Below are 17,140 nucleotides of genomic sequence, written 5' to 3'. Positions count from 1 at the left end.
GCTATGCAGCCTGCTGTTAACCCCAAATACCCCGGCCTGTCGGTGCGGGTGGCCGAGGCGAGCTTTGCCGAGTACGTCTGGTGCAGCGACTTTAGCTTCGAGGTCAGTGCCTACGCCGAGGCCCAGCGCGGCATGGCCGTGGCGCAGTGGCCGCTGCGGCCGATCCAGCCTTATCGCAAGTGCTACGGCATCGACCCCGAGGAGTTCGGCAGCTACCGCGGCGCCGCCGACAGCGAGATCTTCATGGCCTTTCTCGACGACCAGCCGGTGGGCCACATCGTGGTCAGCACCAATTGGAACGGCTACGCCCATATCGACGAACTGGCGGTGCATGCCCCGGCCCGGCGCCATGGCGTGGCCAAGGCGTTGCTCGATGTGGCGCAGTTCTGGAGCCGTAAAAAGCGCTTGCCGGGGATCATGCTGGAAACCCAGAACAATAACCTGGGGGCCTGTCGCCTGTACGAGCGTTGCGGGTATGTGGTGGGCGGTGTGGATGAGTTGCGCTATCGCGGCATCGATCCGCAGACCGCCGAAGTGGCGATTTTCTGGTATCGACTGTTTGCCGACGAAGGCCTTGGGGCGTTGCCCGCCTAGCCAGCGAGCAGGGCTTCGGCCCGTTCCGTGAGCAGTTCCAGCAGGGCGCCAATGGCTGGCGTCGGCTCGCTGTGGCGCAGGCTCAAGGCATACAGGGTGACGAGGATCGGCGGCGACAGCGGGCACACGTCCAGCCCGCCGGCCCGGGCGCCCAGGGCGGTAAACGGGTCGACGATGGCCAGGCCTTCACCGGCCTCGACCATGCTGCGCATCATCTGGTGGGTCTGCACCCGGGTCTGGATCAGCGGTGCGGGGCGAACATTCTGCAGCTTGCTGTCCAGGGTCACGCTCAGCGGGTCCTGGCCTTCCAGGCCGATCATGGCCTGGCCGGCGAGGTCCTGCAGGGCGATGTATTTCTGTTTCGGCTGCAGCCAGCCATGGGGCGCCAGCAGTTGCAGCTTGCCCTGGGCCAGGGGCCGGCACTCAATGTCGGGGTGATCGGGGTCGTGCAGGCCGAGGCCCAGGTCGCATTCGCGCAGTAGCAGGCTGCGGACCATTTCCCGGGTGCTTTGGCTGGCCAGGTTGCAGGGGGTATCGGGGAAACGTCGGCGCAAGGCCGCCAGGCCCTGGGGCAGCAATTGCTGGGCCACGGGCGGGGTGCCGACCACCCGCAGTGGCGGCGCCTGGTACTGCTTGAGGCTGTTGGCCAGGCGCAGCAGGGGTTCGAACGCGTCGTAGACCTGGGTGATGCCGGCTTGCAGCTCCCGCGCTTCGCGGGTCGCCTGCAAGCGTCCCCGCACGCTGGCGAAGAGCATGAAGCCCAGTTGGCTTTCGGCGTCACGCAGCAAACCTTCGACCTCGGCCACCGGCAACTGCAGCAACTCGGCTGCGGTGCCCAGGTGGCCGGTTTGCAGGAGCGCCTGAATCACTTCGATATGGCGTAAACGCATGCGTGAAGTCCATGTCCAGCGGGGGAGGGATTCAAGAGCTGAATCCTAACCCAAGTCCGTGCATATGACTTCTGCTCATAAGGCCGGGTTATGAGGCAACGAAGGTCTCGGGTTCACGGGTGAGGGTGATGTCCGATTGCACCAGCAGAAACTGGTTGTCATCGAGTTTTTTGACGCGGTCGCCAATGGCCAGGCGATAGGTGGTGACAGGCTCCGAGCCAGCCAGGCCGTCTTGCGAAGGCGTGGATTCCTGGAACTCATGCACGGAATAGACACGGCCTTCCGCGTCCCGGGCATGGAATTGTCCAACGAGTACTGCTGCCATTTGCTTAGAACCTCTGGAGATAAACACTCAAATTTCGCTGCTGTAGACCCTGCTGGGGCAGGGTTAGTTTTGCGTCTTCAAAAAAATAGTCTGCGCCCCGGTGGAGGCGGGTGTTGCCTGGGTTATTTAGCGCTGCGAGGTGGCGAGACCGGGTCTGGCTCATCTATAACTAGTCACTTCTTCAAGCACAGAGTCGGGAATCAACCATGAGCAAGGTCTACACGATCGCCGTACTGGTGGGCAGTCTGCGCAAAGCCTCGATCAACCGCAAAGTGGCGCTGGCCCTGGCCGAGCTGGCCCCGGCCAACCTCAAGTTGAGCATTGTCGAGATTGGCGACTTGCCGCTCTACAACGAAGACATCGATGTAACACCGCCGGCAGCCTACAGTACTTTCCGCCAGCAAGTGAGCGCAGCCGACGCAGTGTTGTTCGTCACCCCGGAATACAACCGCTCGGTGCCTGCGCCTTTGAAGAACGCCATCGACGTGGGTTCGCGGCCTTATGGCCAGAGCGCCTGGAGCGGCAAGCCGGGGGCGGTGATCAGCGTTTCGCCGGGAGCCATCGGCGGTTTTGGCGCCAACCATCATCTGCGCCAGTCCCTGGTGTTCCTCAACGTGCCGTGCATGCAGCAGCCCGAGGCCTACCTGGGTGGCGCCGGCTCGGCCTTTGACGAGTCGGGCGCCTTGTCCGACGCCACGCGGCCGTTCCTGCAGAGCTTTATCAATGCCTACGCGCAATGGGTCGAGCGTCACGTCTAGAGCCCTTGCCTCACACCTTGAGCGCCCGACTGCCGGCGCTTGAGGTGATGCCGATCAAACAGCCCTTTACTGAATATATGATTTTCCATATATTCGGCGTTCCATTTCTCCAGGGCTGTCCCCGTGTCCGCTTCGCTCAACCCCGCCGAACTGTTCAAAGCCCTTGCCGACGAGACCCGCAGTCGCATCGCCTTGTTGATCGCCCGTGAAGGCGAGTTGTGCGTCTGCGAGTTGACCGCCGCCCTCAATCAGAGCCAGCCAAAAATCTCCCGTCACCTGGCCTTGCTGCGCAGCAGCGGGTTGCTGGCCGATCGCCGTCAGGGACAGTGGATTTATTATCGCCTGCACCCGGAATTATCCCCCTGGGTCGGCACTCTGTTGCAGGGCATCCTAGACGCCAACCGTCCGTGGCTGGCCGCTGACCTGCAACGCTTGCAGGGCATGGCGGACCGCCCGGTGCGCTGCTGCTGATCCCCGACCTTTTCGTTCCTTGTTGAAGGCTGTTGCCAATGCTGACTGCTGCGTTGATTTTCCTGCTGACCATCACCCTGGTGATCTGGCAGCCCAAGGGCCTGGGCGTAGGCTGGAGCGCCGTGTTCGGCGCGGTATTGGCCTTGCTCTTCGGGGTCGTGCACTTCAGTGATATTCCGGTGGTCTGGCAGATCATCTGGAACGCCACCGGCACCTTCGTCGCCCTGATCATCATCAGCCTGCTGTTGGACGAGGCCGGCTTCTTTGCCTGGGCAGCTTTGCACGTGGCGCGTTGGGGGCGTGGCCGGGGGCGCAAGCTGTTCGCTTTCATGGTGCTGCTGGGCGCCCTGGTGTCGGCGCTGTTCGCCAACGATGGCGCGGCGCTGATTCTCACCCCGATCGTGATCTCGATGTTGCTGGCCCTGCGCTTTTCCAAGGCCACCACCCTGGCCTTTGTCATGGGCGCGGGCTTTATCGCCGACACCGCAAGCCTGCCTCTGGTGGTGTCGAACCTGGTGAACATCGTCTCCGCCGACTTCTTCAAGATCGGCTTCAACCGCTACGCCGCGGTGATGGTGCCGGTCAACCTGGTGAGCGTGGCGGCGACCCTGGCCGTGCTGCTGTGGTTTTTCCGACGGGACATTCCCGAGACCTACGACCCGGCGCAACTGGCCGAGCCGAAGACCGCGATCCACGACCGGGCGACCTTTATCGCCGGTTGGTGGGTGCTCGGTATTCTGTTGCTGGGCTGCTTTGCCCTGGAGCCCCTGGGGATTCCCATCAGCGCCATTTCGGCGGTTTGCGCTGCGTTGCTCTGGGGGATTGCCGCCCGTGGCCGGCATATCGCCACGCGCAAGGTGCTCAAGGAAGCGCCCTGGCAGATCGTGATTTTCTCCCTGGGCATGTACCTGGTGGTCTACGGCCTGCGCAACGCCGGGCTCACCGATCACCTGGCCGGTTGGCTGGACGGGTTCGCCCACTACGGCATCTGGGGCGCGGCCATGGGCACCGGGCTGCTCACGGCGCTGCTGTCATCGATCATGAACAACCTGCCGACCGTATTGATTGGCGCGCTGTCCATCGATGCCAGCCAAGCCACGGGGGTGATCAAGGAAGCGATGATCTACGCCAACGTGATTGGCAGCGACCTGGGGCCGAAAATCACCCCGATCGGCAGCCTGGCCACCTTGCTCTGGCTGCACGTGCTGGACCGCAAGGGCATCCATATCGGTTGGGGTTATTACTTCAAGGTCGGCATTGTGCTGACGCTGCCCGTGCTGTTGCTGACCCTGGCAGCGCTGGCGGTGCGCCTGTCGCTGTGACCGCCGCTACCCGCCGCGGGCCGGCGCAGGCAAGGTGGCCAGGCCTGTTTCGGCCTGCCAGCCGCCGCCCAGGGCGGTGTACAGGTTGACCTCGGCAATCAGTTGCGCCAGCCGGTCGTTGATCAAGTCCTGCTGCGCGCTGAACAGCGAGCGCTGGGCATCGAGAAACACCAGGTTGCTGTCCAGGCCCATGCGGTAGCGGTGCTCCGCCATGTTGTAGTAGTCCTGGCTGGCGTCCACCAGGTTGCGCTGGGCATTGAGCTGCTGTTGGTAGGTCTGGCGCGCGGCCAGGCCGTTGGCCACTTCCTGGAAGGCGCTCTGGATCGACTTTTCATACTGGGCCACCAGAATGTCCTTTTGCAGCCGGGAGTAATCCAGGCTGGCCCGCAGGCTGCCGGCGTTGAAAATCGGCAGGTTGATCTGCGGCTGGAAGGTCCAGCCCCCGGAACCCCCTCTGAACAACCCTGACAGTTCCAGGCTGGAAGAGCCGGCGTTGGCCGTCAGGCTGACACTGGGAAAGAACGCTGCCCGGGCCGCGCCGATATTGGCGTTGGCCGCCATCAGTTTGTATTCCGCTTGCTGAATGTCCGGGCGCCGCTGCAACAAGTCGGAGGGCAGGCCGGCGGGCAGGGCGACAATCAGCTCGCTGGCCAGGGGCTGGCCGGGCAGGGTGGGCGAGACGTCGGCCCCCACCAGCAGGCTCAGGCTGTTGAGGTCCTGGGCCACCTGGCGTTGATAACGGGCCAGACTGGCTCGGGCGCTTTCGACACTGGTGCGGGCTTGCAGCACATCCAGGTTGGACAGTTTGCCGGCGCCGCTGCCACGGGTGGTCAGGCGCAGGCTTTCCAGGTTGGCGTCCAGGGTCTTGCGGCTCAGCACCAGCAGCTCCTGATCGGCGCGCCAGGTCAGGTAGGCGTTCGCCACGTTCGCCACCAGGCTCAGCTGGGCACTGCGCCGGGCTTCCTCGGTGGCCAGGTAGGCGAACTTCGCCTGTTCACCAAGACTGCGCACACGGCCGAAAAAATCCAGCTCATAGGCGCTGATGCCCAGGGTCGCCGAATAGGTCGACTGGATCACCCGTTCGCCGGTGCCGGTGACACTGGGCGGCATGCGCTGGCGCGAGCCGCTGGCGTTGGCGCTGACCGCCGGGAACAGGTCGGCGCGCTGGATCCGGTACTGGGCCTGGAACGCCTCGACGTTCAAGGCCGCCACCCGCAGGTCGCGGTTGTTGGCCAGGGCGTTGTGAATCAGCTGCTGCAAGGTCGGGTCGCGGAACAGTTGCTGCCAGTCCGTGGTGGCCACGGGTGTGGCCTGGGTTGTGTCCTGGTAACCCGGCCCCTGGGGGTAGTGGGCCGGGGCTGGCGATTCGGGCTGTTGGTAGTCCGGGATCAGCGTGCAGCCGCCCAGGGTCCACGCCAGGATCGCCAGGCACAGCGCCGATTTGTTGATGAGGGGCCTTGGCCGCAGGCGCTGCGAAGCCTGACGCGAACTGGAAAAAAACACGGTCATGCCCCGACCATCCACTTGGCCAGCCCATGGCGGCCACTCACTCCCAGTTTGGTCGCGGCGCGCTTGAGGTAGGTTTCCACGGAACTGGTCTTGACGTTGAGCCGCTGCGCCATCTGCGGCACGGTGCCGCCGGTCAGCAGCCCCAGGCAGACTTCTTTTTCCCGCGCCGAAAGGAGCGTCGCGCTGCGCGCCAGGCGCTCGTCGAACTCGCGATGCAACAAGGCCTGCTCGGGCACGCTCGGCACACTGGGGGCCCAGGGTTTGTTCGTGGTGTATTGGCGGCTGGCCTGAGCATGCCGCTCGATCAGCGGCAACAGGGTTTGCGAGAGGCTCTTGAGAAACGACAGTTCAAACAGGGAAAACACCCGCTGATGGTGAGGGCGGTAAAAGGAGATGACACAGCGCCGATTGGATTTGCGCGACACCAGGCTGCACTGGTGGGACGGCTCCCGGGCCGGTTGGCTGGCTGGGTCGGCGGTGCGCGCGTTCATCTGGATCAACAGCGAGTCGTCCATCTCGATCATTTTCTTCAGCAGCGGCTGTTCCTCGCGGTGCCAGGGCGCGCTGCAGGGGGCGACATCCTGCAGGGCGGCGCTGCCCAGGGGCGTGATGTCCAGCAGGCAGGCCTGGTGTTCATCGAGGGTCCACTCGCCGAGTTCGACCCGGTTCACGGGGACGCGTTTGCCCACCAGGTGCAGCATGTTGGCGGCAAAACCTTGGTTGCCGGTGCTGGCGATCAATTCGCCGAGTTCAGAGTAAAAATGTGGGGTTTCCAGGGTGCTGATGCTGCAGGCCAAACTCATATTCATCATCCTTGATGTAGACAGATCGTCGAACAGGGGGCAGAGGCGATCCGGTGTTGATCAGTTCTCCATGAATCTGATCCATCGTCGGAAATATCATTAAATCCCATGGACTTACCGGGTGTATGCCGTGGAACACCGGGACAAAACTGCCATGAAAATAGCGGGATTATTTTGACGCTTATCCCCGACGCCCTTGGCTGGCGCCTAAAAACATCATCTAACTAACTGATTATTAATGATTTATTTTTATCTCTTGGTGCCGATTGGGCGAGCGGCCTGCCTGTTCTATGGTGGATTTCCTACAGGCTTATAAGTCTTCCTTCAGGAACTTTCAGATAGATCCCGTTTTAGTCGTCAGTGAAACCCCGGCTCCAGGCCCGGGCTTGTCAAGTCGGGGGCGTGATAGCGCGGCGGGTTGTCCGGGTTTCGGGTGTCATGCTGGCACCGGGGCCGGTGCTTAAATTCCGCGATACCGCCCTTAGCAGGCGCATTACATGAGAAGGATCTTATGACGCTTTTTTCTGCCGCCGCCCCGGACGTCCGTGTATGAATCCCCATCCCAGGACTGCACAGGTGTTCCCCCTGACCGCTGCCCAGAGCGATATCTGGCTCGACCAACTGAGCCGGGCCGACTCGCCGCGCTACAACATTGGTGGCTACGTCGAGCTGCAAGGCCCCGTGGACCCTGAGTTGATGCAGCGGGCCATTGAAGCCCTGGTGCACAAGCACGATGCCCTGCGCACCGAGTTGCTGGCCGACGCCGGCCCCGACGGCCTGCCGTTGCAGCGCTTTGCCCGCGAGATGCCGGTGCCGATGCCGCTGTATGACCTGTCCCAGGAGGCCGAGCCGACGGTCCGGGCCCAGAGCCTGATGCAGCAGCACATGGCCCGGGTCTATGCCCTGTACGGCGAGCCCCTGTTCCGCTTTTTCCTGGTCAAGCTCGGGCCTGAGCACTACTGGCTGGGCACCCAGGCCCACCACCTAATTCTCGACGGCTGGGGCTTCGGCCAGATGCTGCACTCCCTGGGCGGCATCTACAGCGCCCTGGCGCAGGGCCAGTCGCCGGAGCTTGAGGCCGCGTCCTACATCGATTTTATTCACGACGATGCCCGCTATCACGGCTCGCCGCGCTACGCCCGCGACCGTGCCTACTGGCTGGACAAATTCCGCAGCCTGCCCGAGCCGCTGCTGGTGCCCCGTCATCGCGATCGCTACCCGAACCAGGCCGCGCCGGGTGCCAACCTGGTGCGGCCGTTTCCCGCCGCGCTGCACGAGCGGATGAAGGCGTGCGGCAGCACCTGGGGGGCGTCGGCGTTCCATGTGTGGCTGGCGGCGTTGTACGTGTATTTCACCCGCACCAGCGAGCGCGACGAGTGGGTGGTCGGCTTGCCGATTCTCAACCGCTCCAACGCTCGCTTCAGATCGACCCTGGGCCTGTTCACCCAAGTCAGTGCGGTGCGCCTGGGGTTTGCCCGCGAGCTGAGTTTTGCCGAACTGGTGGCGGCGATACGCGACGCGGTGCGGCAGGATTTCCGTCATCAGCGGTTTCCCCTGAGCGAGATGAATCGCGAGCTTGGCTTGTGGCGCGAAGGCCGTGGCCAGCTGTTCGACCTGTCGCTGTCCTACGAGCAGGACGACCACGACTACTGTTACGGCGAGGCGCAGGCCCAGACCATCAAGGTGCCGAACAACCACGAGCCGATGCCGCTGGTGATCCACCTGCGCAGCAACTGTCACAACGATCAGGCCTGGATTCACTACGTCTACAACCAGGCCTATTTCCAGCCGGACGAGGTCGAGGCCCTGGCCGAGCGCTTGACCCATGTGCTTGAGCAAGGGCTGGCGCAAGGCGAACGGGCGATCGGCGATTTCTCCCTGATGACCGCCCGCGAAGCGGCGCGGATACACGCGTGGAACGCCACGACGCGCCGCTATCCGCAGGCCCAGACCCTGCACAGCCTGTTCGAGCAACAGGTGCTGCTGGCCCCGGAGGCACCTGCGGCCGTGCATGGCGCGCAGTCCCTGAGCTACGGCGCACTCAACCGCCGGGCCAACCAACTGGCCCGGCACCTGATGCAACTCGGGGTCAAGCCGGGCGACAACGTGGCGATCCTGCTGCCGCGCTCCGAGGCCCTGCTGGTCAGCCAACTGGCCATCAGTAAATGTGCAGCGGTCTATGTGCCCCTGGACATCAATGCCCCGGCCGAGCGTCAGCTGTTTATGGTCAGCGACAGTCAGGCCCGGGTGCTGCTGACCCTTAGCCGCGAAACCCTGGCGTGCCCGGCGCAGCGCATCGAGCTGGATCGCCTGGCGCTGGACCACCAGCCCGCGCACAACCCGGACCTGGCGCAGTCGTCCGAAAGCGTGGCCTACATCATGTTCACCTCCGGTTCCACCGGCAGCCCGAAAGGCGTGCTGGTGCCTCACCGGGCTGTGAGCCGCCTGGTGTTGAACAACGGCTATGCCGAGTTCAATCGCCATGACCGGGTGGCCTTCGCCTCCAACCCGGCGTTCGACGCCAGCACCCTGGAAGTCTGGGCGCCGCTGCTCAATGGCGGCTGCGTGGTGGTGGTCGATCAGGACGTGGTGCTGTCCAGTGCAGCCCTGGGCGCGCTGCTGCTGGAGCAGCGGGTCAGCGTGTTGTGGATGACCGCCGGGCTGTTCCACCAGCACGCCGATGGCCTGCTGGCGGCGTTCCGGAGCTTGCGTTACCTGATCGTGGGCGGTGATGTGCTGGACCCGGCGGTGATCGCCCGGGTGCTGGAGCAGGGCGCACCGCAGCACTTGCTCAATGGCTACGGCCCGACCGAGGCCACGACCTTTTCCACCACCTTTGAAATCCACTCTGTCAGCCCGGGGAGCATTCCCATCGGCCGCCCCATCGGCAACAGCCGCGCCTACGTGCTGGATGCCCGGCAGCGCCAGGTCGCGGTGGGGGTGGTCGGCGAGTTGTACATCGGCGGCGCCGGGGTGGCCCTGGGTTACCTCAACCAGCCGCAACTGACCGCGGAAAAGTTTATCGCCGATCCGTTTATGGGCAGCCTGCCGGGCGAACCGTCGCCCGGCCTGATGTACCGCACCGGCGACCTGGCCTGCTGGCGCGAAGATGGCGTGCTGCTGTACCAGGGACGCAACGATCAGCAAGTCAAGCTGCGGGGCTTTCGCATCGAGCTGGGGGAAATCGAAACCCGCCTGGCCCACTGCGCCGGGGTCAAGGACAGTGCACTGCTGCTGCGTGAAGACAGCCCGGGGGACAAGCGCCTGGTGGCCTATTTCACGCCCCAGGACGCGGCTGCGCATATCGACATCAAGCACTTGCACGAGGCCCTGCAAGGCCAGTTGCCGGACTACATGCTGCCGGCCGCTTATGTGCAGTTGCCGGCGTTGCCGCTGACCGCCAATGGCAAGCTCGACCGCAAGGCCCTGCCGGCGCCGAACGCTTCGGCGCTGCTGCGTCGTGACTATGAAGCGCCCCAGGGCGAGGTCGAAGTGGCCCTGGCGCAGATCTGGGCCGAGCTGCTGCAGGTCGAGCAGGTCGGGCGCCAGGATCACTTCTTCGAGCTGGGTGGCCATTCGCTGCTGGCGGTGGGCTTGATCGAGCGAATGCGCCAGCTCGGGTTCGGCGCCGATGTGCGGGTGCTGTTCAGCCAGCCGACCCTGGCGGCGCTGGCCGCGGCGGTGGGCAACAGCCAGGAAGTCCAGGTGCCGGCCAACCGCATTGCCCCGGGCTGCACCCACATCACCCCGCAACTGCTGCCCCTGGCCAGCCTGGACCAGCCGACCATCGACCGCATCGTCGCCGGCATCCCCGGCGGCGCGGCCAATGTCCAGGACATCTACCCCCTGGCGCCCTTGCAAGAGGGCCTGCTGTATCACCACATTAGTGCCGAACGCGGCGACCCCTACCAGCAACACGCGATGTTTGCCTTCAGCAGTCGTGAACGCCTGGACGCCTTTGCCCGGGCCTTGCAACAGGTGATCGAGCGCCATGACATCCTGCGCACCAGCCTGGCCTGGGACGGGTTGGAGCAACCCATGCAAGTGGTCTGGCGTCAGGCACGACTGGGGCTTGAGCAAGTGCAACTGGAGCCGCAGTCAGGGGACATCCTCGGCCAGTTGGCCGCGCGCTTCGACCCCGGCCTGCGCCCGCTGGATATCCGCCAGGCGCCGATGATGGCCCTGGCCTGGGCCGAAGACCCCTTGCAGCAGCGCTGGGTCGGTATGTTGCGCTTCCATCATCTGGTCAACGACGCCACGTCCACGGCGGTGCTGATCGGCGAAATCCAGGCCCACCTGAATGGCCAGCAAGCCCAATTGCCGCCGGCCGTCGCCTACCGCAACGTGGTGGCGCAAGCCCGCCAGGCCCATCGGCAGACCGAGCACCAAGGGTTTTTCAGGCAGATGCTCGGTGACGTCGATGAGCCGACCCTGGCCTTCGGTTTGCAGGCGTACCAGGTCGATCGTGACGACCAGCAGCAGGCCCATGGCCTGCTCGACGCCGGGCTCGGCCAGCGCCTGCGGGCGCAGGCACGGCAGCTGGGGGTGAGTGCCGCCAGCCTTTATCACCTGGCCTGGGCCCAGGTGTTGGGCAGCCTGGCGGGGCGCGACGATGTGGTGTTCGGCACCGTGTTGCTGGGGCGTCTGCAAGCCGGCGAGGGGGCCGATCGAGCCCTGGGCATGTTTATCAATACCTTGCCGTTACGGGTGCGCCTGGCCGGTTGCAGTGTCGCCCAGGCGATTCGCGATACCCATGCCGGTTTGAGCGATTTGCTGGCCCACGAGCATGCCGCGCTGGCCCTGGCCCAACGTTGCAGCGCGGTGGCTGCACCGACGCCGCTGTTCAATACCTTGCTCAACTACCGGCACGCGGCGCCGCCCGAGGACCAGGTGCAACTGCCGGGCATCGAGCTGGTGAGCAGCGAAGAGATCGTCAGCTACCCGCTGAGCATTGCCGTGGATGACCTGCAATCCGGGTTCCGCCTGTCGGCCCGGGCCCCGGGCAAGGTCGGCGCGCAGCGGCTGCTGGATTACCTGCAAACGGCCCTGGGCGCTCTGGTCCAGGCGTTGGAGCAGGCACCGCACAGGCCCCTGGCACAGCTGTCGATCTTGCCGCCGGCCGAGCGTCAGCACCTGCTGATCGACCTCAACGCCACGGCTGAAATTTACGCCCATGACCAGACCCTGCATGCCCTGATCGAGGCTCAGGTGCGGCGCACCCCGGACGCCGTGGCCCTGGTGGCCGGTGAGCAGCAACTGAGCTACGGCGAACTCAATGCGCGGGCCAACCAACTGGCCCATCACCTGCGCGAACAGGGTGTGCAACCCGATTCCCGGGTGGCGATCTGCGTCGAGCGCGGCCTGGAGTTGCTGGTCGGCCTGCTGGGCATCCTCAAGGCCGGCGGTGCCTATGTGCCTCTGGACCCGAGTTACCCGCCGGAGCGCCTCGCCTACATGGTGCAGGACAGCGCGCCGGTGGCGGTGCTGGTGCACGGCCCGACCCGCGAGCTGATGCAGCAGGCTGGGGTGCCGCTGATCGACTTCGATGCCAGCACCTGGCAGCACCAGCCCCTGAGCGATCCCCAGGTGCCGGGCCTCGGGGTGTCGAACCTGGCCTATGTGATCTACACCTCGGGCTCCACCGGCACGCCCAAGGGGGTGATGGTGGAACACCGTGGCCTGGGCAACCTGATGCACTGGAGTTCGGGGCTGTGCCCGGCGGCCGCCAGCGGCAGCCTGTTGCAGAAGGCCCCGTTCAGTTTCGACGGCTCGGTGTGGGAGCTGTTCTGGCCGCTGAGCATCGGCATGCGCATGGTTCTGGCGCGCCCCGACGGCCATCGCGACCCGGCCTACCTGGCGCAGTTGATCCGCGAGCAGCAGATCACCGTGGTCAAGTTTGTGCCGGCCATGCTCCAGCAGTTCCTGGAGCTGGAAGAGGTTCGCCAGTGCCACAGCCTGACCGACGTGTTTGCCGGCGGCGGCGAGCTGACCGAGGTCATGGCCCGGCGCTTCCAGCAGCAGTTGCCCCAGGCCCGCTTGCACAACGTCTATGGCCCCACTGAAACCACGGTGGACAGCAGCGCCTGGACCCTGGAACCGGGGGCCGAGGTGCCGTCGATCCAGTTGCCCATCGGTAGGCCCATCAGCAACACCCGCCTGTATGTGCTGGATGCCCATGACGCGCCGGTGCCCATGGGCGTCAGCGGCCAATTGCACATTGGCGGGGTCGGCGTGGCCCGGGGTTACCTGGGGCTGCCCGGGCTGATGGCCGAGCGCTTTATCGACAGCCCGTTCGTGGCGGGCGATCGCCTGTACCGCACCGGTGACCTGGTGCGTTACCGCGCTGACGGTAACCTGGAGTTCCTCGGGCGCAACGACTTCCAGGTCAAGCTCCACGGGCTGCGGGTCGAGCTGGGGGAAATCGAGGCGCGGCTGGCCAGCCACCCGGCGCTGCGGGAAGTGGTGGTGCTGATGCGCGACGGGCGCCTGGTGAGTTACTTCACCGTGCGCCAGGGGGAGCCGGTCCCGGCCATTGAGGCGTTGCGTGACCATGTGCTGGCGCAATTGCCGGAGTACATGGTGCCCTCGGCGTTCGTTCAGTTGCCGGTCTGGCCCCTGAGCCCCAATGGCAAGCTGGATCGCCAGGCGCTGCCGGCGCCGGGCCAGGACGCGGTGCTCAGCCGGGGGTACGAGGCGCCCCAGGGCGAGGTGGAAATCGCCCTGTCGCAGATCTGGGCCGAGGTGCTGAAGATCGAGCGGGTGGGGCGCCATGACCACTTCTTCGAACTGGGCGGCCACTCGCTGCTGGCCGTGAGCCTGGTGGCGCGCATGCGCCAGGCGGGACTCAACGCCGATGCGCGGCTGCTGTTCAGCCAGCCGACCCTGGCGGCGCTCGCTGCCAAGGCCCTGGCCCCGGTGCAGCAGATCGACGTGCCGCAGACCACCATCCCGCAGCTCACCCGCAAGCGCCGTCTCTGATCGGTGTGTACCCGGGCCCGGCCGTCCTGGCCGGCCCGGGCCTTGTCCCGGCTTCCCATGTCATGCCCACGGGCGTCGATGGTTTAGTTTTTCCAGCCTGCGGGGAACCCCGTCGGGCCCTATGTCCCTGTCACTTTTACAGGCCACGGCGCACACGGTCCGCACACCAGCATTGAGCGCTGGGTGCCCCGGCACGGTGAATGCCGTGGGGGCACAAGGTTGCAGCTGAACATGGATTTTCTCGACAACCGATTTTCGAATTCACAAGCAGGTTACCCAATGCACTTCAGCGAATTGATGGCAGTTCTTTCCACCCTGGCGATCCGTCTTCAAATGGAGGAGGGCGACCTGGTCATCCTCGGCGATGACCAGGCCCTGGACGATGAGCTGTGGGACAACCTGATCCAGCACAAGGCGCAACTGCTCGAACTGGTGGCGGGCCATGACGGCGACTGGTCGAGCCCGGCCTTGCGCATCACCCCCGACATGCTGCCCCTGGTCAGCCTGGACCAGGCCGGCATCGATCGCATCGTCGCCGGCATTCCGGGCGGCGCGGCCAACGTGCAGGACATCTACCCGTTGGCGCCCCTGCAAGAAGGCATGCTCTACCACCACCTGTCGGCACAGCAGGGCGACCCCTACGTGCTGCAGACCCGCTTCGCCTTTGATAGCCGAGCGCGCTTCGAGGCCTTTGCCCAGGCCCTGCAATGGACCATCGACCGCCACGACATTCTGCGCACCTCCCTGGTCTGGCAGAGCCTGGACACGCCGCTGCAGGTGGTCTGGCGCCAGGCGCCGCTGGTTTGCGAAGAGGTGCCTTGCGACCCTCGCAACGGTGATGTGCTGAGCCAACTGCAGGCGCGCTATGACACCCGGCATTACCGCCTCGACCTGCAACAGGCGCCTCTGCTGCGCCTGGTGTTTGCCGTCGATGAAGCTCAACAGCGGGTGGTAGCGCTGCTGCTGTCGCACCACACCATCCTCGACCACAGCGCCCTGGACGTGGTGCGCGAAGAGATCCTCGCCCACATGCAAGGCCTGGCCGGGCAAGTGCCGGCCGCGATTCCTTTCCGCAACTACCTGGCCAAGGCGCGCATGGGCCAGAGCGACCAGGTGCACGAGACGTTCTTCCGCGACATGCTTGGCGACATCGACGCGCCGACCTTGCCCTTCGGCGTGCAGGACGTGCAGGGCGACAGCCTGGTCATCGAGCAATTGCGGGCGCCCCTGGACAGCGCCCTGAGCCTGCGCCTGCGCAATCAGGCGCGGCAGCTCGGGGTCAGCGCGGCGAGCCTGATGCACCTGGCATGGGCCATGGTGCTGGGCCAGGTCTGCGGGCGTGACGCCGTGGTTTTCGGCACCGTGCTGCTCGGCCGCATGCAGGCCGGCGAGGGCGCCGACCGGGCCCTGGGCATGTTTATCAATACCCTGCCGTTGCGGGTCGACCTGGGTTCGCTGGACGTGCGCAGCGGGGTGCGCGCCACCCACACACGCCTGAGCGCGTTGCTCGGCCATGAACATGCATCCCTGGCGCTGGCCCAGCGGTGCAGCGGGGTCAACGCCTCGACGCCGTTGTTCAGTGCGATCCTCAACTACCGCCACAGTGCCGCCGCCGACCTGGCCGAAATCATCGAGTTGGCCGAAGGCGTGCAGGTGCTGGGCGCCGATGAGCGCACCAACTACCCCTTCACCTTCAACGTCGATGACCTGGGCGAGGGCTTTACCCTGACCCTGATGATCGACCGCTCGATTGGCGTGCAACGCATTGCCGACTACCTGCAATGCGCCCTGTACAGCCTGGTGGATGCCCTGGAGCAGAGCCCCACCATGGCCTTGCGCGAGCTGTCGATTTTGCCGGCGGCCGAGCGGCAAACCCTGTTGCAGGGTTTCAATGCCCACCAGGTTGAATTCCCCCAGGGCCAGGCCGTGCACCGCTTGTTCGAAGCACAGGTGGCACAGCGGCCTGCGGCCGTGGCGCTGCGTCAGGGCGAGTTGGCGCTGAGCTATGGCGAACTCAATGCCCAGGCCAATCAACTGGCGCAGCACCTGCTGGAGTTGGGGGTGCAGCCGGATGATCGGGTGGCGATCTGCGTACAACGCGGGCCGGCGATGCTGGTGGGCCTGCTGGGGATTCTCAAGGCCGGTGCCGGCTATGTGCCGGTGGACCCGGCGCTGCCGGCCGAACGTCGGGCCTACCTGCTGGAAGACAGTACGCCCCGGGCGTTGCTGACCCAGGCCGCGCTGCTGGGGCAATTGCCGGCGCTGTCGGTGCCGGTCATCGACCTCGACCAGCCGCACTGGCGTGAGCACCCGGCCACTGACCTGGCGCTGCCCAACCTGACCTCGGCGCACCTGGCCTATGTGATCTACACCTCGGGTTCCACCGGCCAGCCCAAGGGGGTGATGGTCGAGCACCGGACCCTGGAAAACCTGGTGCATTGGCACAACCGGGCCTTTGCCCAGCAACCGGGCAGCCAGGTCTCCAGCGTCGCCGGTTTCGGCTTTGATGCCATGGCCTGGGAGGTCTGGCCGACCTTGTGCGCGGGGGCGACCCTGCACCTGCCGCCCAAGGACATCAGCAATGAAAACATCGAACAACTGCTGGCCTGGTGGCAGGCGCAACCGCTGGATGTGAGCTTTTTGCCGACCCCAGTGGCCGAATACGCCTTCAGCCAGCAGTTGCAGCACCCGACCCTGAAAACCCTGCTGATCGGCGGCGACCGCCTGCGCCAGTTCAGCCAGGCCCAGACTTTTGCCGTGGTCAACAACTACGGTCCGACCGAAGCCACAGTGGTCGCGACCTCGGGTGTGGTGCAGGTGGGGCAGGTGCTGCACATCGGCACGCCGATCGCCAATGCCCGGGTCTATGTGCTGGATGAGCAATTGCGCCCGGTGCCGCTGGGGGTAACTGGGGAGCTGTACATCGGTGGCGCCGGTGTTGCTCGCGGCTACCTGAACCGCCTGAAGATGAGCGCCGAACGCTTTCTCGACGACCCTTTCAGCCACCAGCCCGACGCACGCATGTACCGCAGTGGCGACCTGGTGCGCTGGCTGGCGGACGGCAACCTGGAGTACCTGGGGCGCAATGACGACCAGGTGAAAATCCGCGGCATGCGCATCGAACTGGCCGAGATCGAAGCACGGCTGGTCTTGCACCCCGAGGTCGAGAGCGCGGTGGTCCTGGCCCGCGAAGATGGCCCGGGGGTCAAGCGCCTGGTGGCTTACTACCGGCCCCAGGCCGCGGGCCAGAGCCTGGACAACGAAGGGCTGCGCAACTGGCTGCACAGCCAACTGCCGGAATACATGCTGCCGGTGGCCTATGTGGCGCTCAGCCAATGGCCGCTGACCGCTAACGGCAAGCTGGACCGCAAGGCGCTGCCGGCGCCGGGGCTGGAGGCGTTTATCAGCCACGGTTTCGAAGCGCCCCAGGGGCCGGTGGAAACCACCCTGGCGCAGATTTGGGGCGAGGTGCTCAAGGTCGAGCAGGTCG

The 17,140-nt window shown here is 65.4% G+C and carries 10 protein-coding genes; 6 read left to right on the top strand and 4 right to left on the bottom strand.

All coding sequences use genetic code 11. From position 1 onward, the window contains the following. Positions 1–3 precede the first annotated feature (3 nt). Positions 4–594, top strand: coding sequence for a GNAT family N-acetyltransferase (locus tag M1B35_RS00960; RefSeq protein WP_123332399.1), 591 nt, complete (start codon positions 4–6; stop codon positions 592–594). Here M1B35_RS00960 and M1B35_RS00955 read toward each other — a convergent pair. Next, positions 591–1,484: a LysR family transcriptional regulator gene (locus M1B35_RS00955; RefSeq protein ID WP_123332401.1), complete on the bottom strand. Its 894-nt coding sequence runs from the start codon at positions 1,482–1,484 to the stop codon at positions 591–593. The genes M1B35_RS00960 and M1B35_RS00955 overlap by 4 nt on opposite strands. Before the next feature lie 88 nt (positions 1,485–1,572). After that, a complete protein-coding gene (locus M1B35_RS00950; protein WP_268260962.1) occupies positions 1,573–1,809 on the bottom strand; it encodes a hypothetical protein in 237 nt (78 codons plus the stop codon). A gap of 206 nt (positions 1,810–2,015) precedes the next feature. Between M1B35_RS00950 and M1B35_RS00945 the strand changes: the two genes are divergently transcribed. The 3 genes from M1B35_RS00945 (at position 2,016) to M1B35_RS00935 (ending at position 4,360) form a co-directional block, all read left to right on the top strand. Further along, positions 2,016–2,567 (top strand): NADPH-dependent FMN reductase, encoded by a 552-nt coding sequence (locus M1B35_RS00945; RefSeq protein ID WP_123332405.1) that lies wholly within the window; start codon positions 2,016–2,018, stop codon positions 2,565–2,567. 123 nt (positions 2,568–2,690) lie between these two features. Beyond that, entirely contained in the window at positions 2,691–3,038 is a 348-nt protein-coding gene (locus M1B35_RS00940) for a metalloregulator ArsR/SmtB family transcription factor (RefSeq protein ID WP_268260961.1), read from the top strand. A gap of 38 nt (positions 3,039–3,076) precedes the next feature. Then, positions 3,077–4,360 (top strand): arsenic transporter, encoded by a 1,284-nt coding sequence (locus tag M1B35_RS00935; RefSeq protein ID WP_268260960.1) that lies wholly within the window; start codon positions 3,077–3,079, stop codon positions 4,358–4,360. 6 nt (positions 4,361–4,366) lie between these two features. On the opposite strand, the gene M1B35_RS00930 is transcribed toward M1B35_RS00935, so the two are convergent. Both M1B35_RS00930 and M1B35_RS00925 read right to left on the bottom strand, forming a co-directional pair. Beyond that, positions 4,367–5,809 (bottom strand): efflux transporter outer membrane subunit, encoded by a 1,443-nt coding sequence (locus M1B35_RS00930; RefSeq protein WP_268261084.1) that lies wholly within the window; start codon positions 5,807–5,809, stop codon positions 4,367–4,369. Between the two features lie 56 nt (positions 5,810–5,865). Next, complete coding sequence (locus M1B35_RS00925; protein WP_268260959.1) at positions 5,866–6,672, bottom strand: helix-turn-helix transcriptional regulator; 807 nt, start codon at positions 6,670–6,672, stop codon at positions 5,866–5,868. A 549-nt stretch (positions 6,673–7,221) separates the two neighbouring features. Here M1B35_RS00925 and M1B35_RS00920 point away from each other — a divergent pair. After that, on the top strand, positions 7,222–13,650 hold the full coding sequence (locus M1B35_RS00920) for a non-ribosomal peptide synthetase (protein ID WP_268260958.1): 6,429 nt from the start codon (positions 7,222–7,224) through the stop codon (positions 13,648–13,650). A gap of 279 nt (positions 13,651–13,929) precedes the next feature. Further along, on the top strand, positions 13,930–17,140 hold a 3,211-nt coding region (locus tag M1B35_RS00915; protein ID WP_268260957.1), incomplete at its 3' end, for a non-ribosomal peptide synthetase.

The organism is Pseudomonas morbosilactucae (assembly GCF_023241665.1).
In the GTDB taxonomy this organism is placed as follows: domain Bacteria; phylum Pseudomonadota; class Gammaproteobacteria; order Pseudomonadales; family Pseudomonadaceae; genus Aquipseudomonas; species Aquipseudomonas morbosilactucae.
This window is presented reverse-complemented; position numbering and strand designations above follow the sequence as displayed.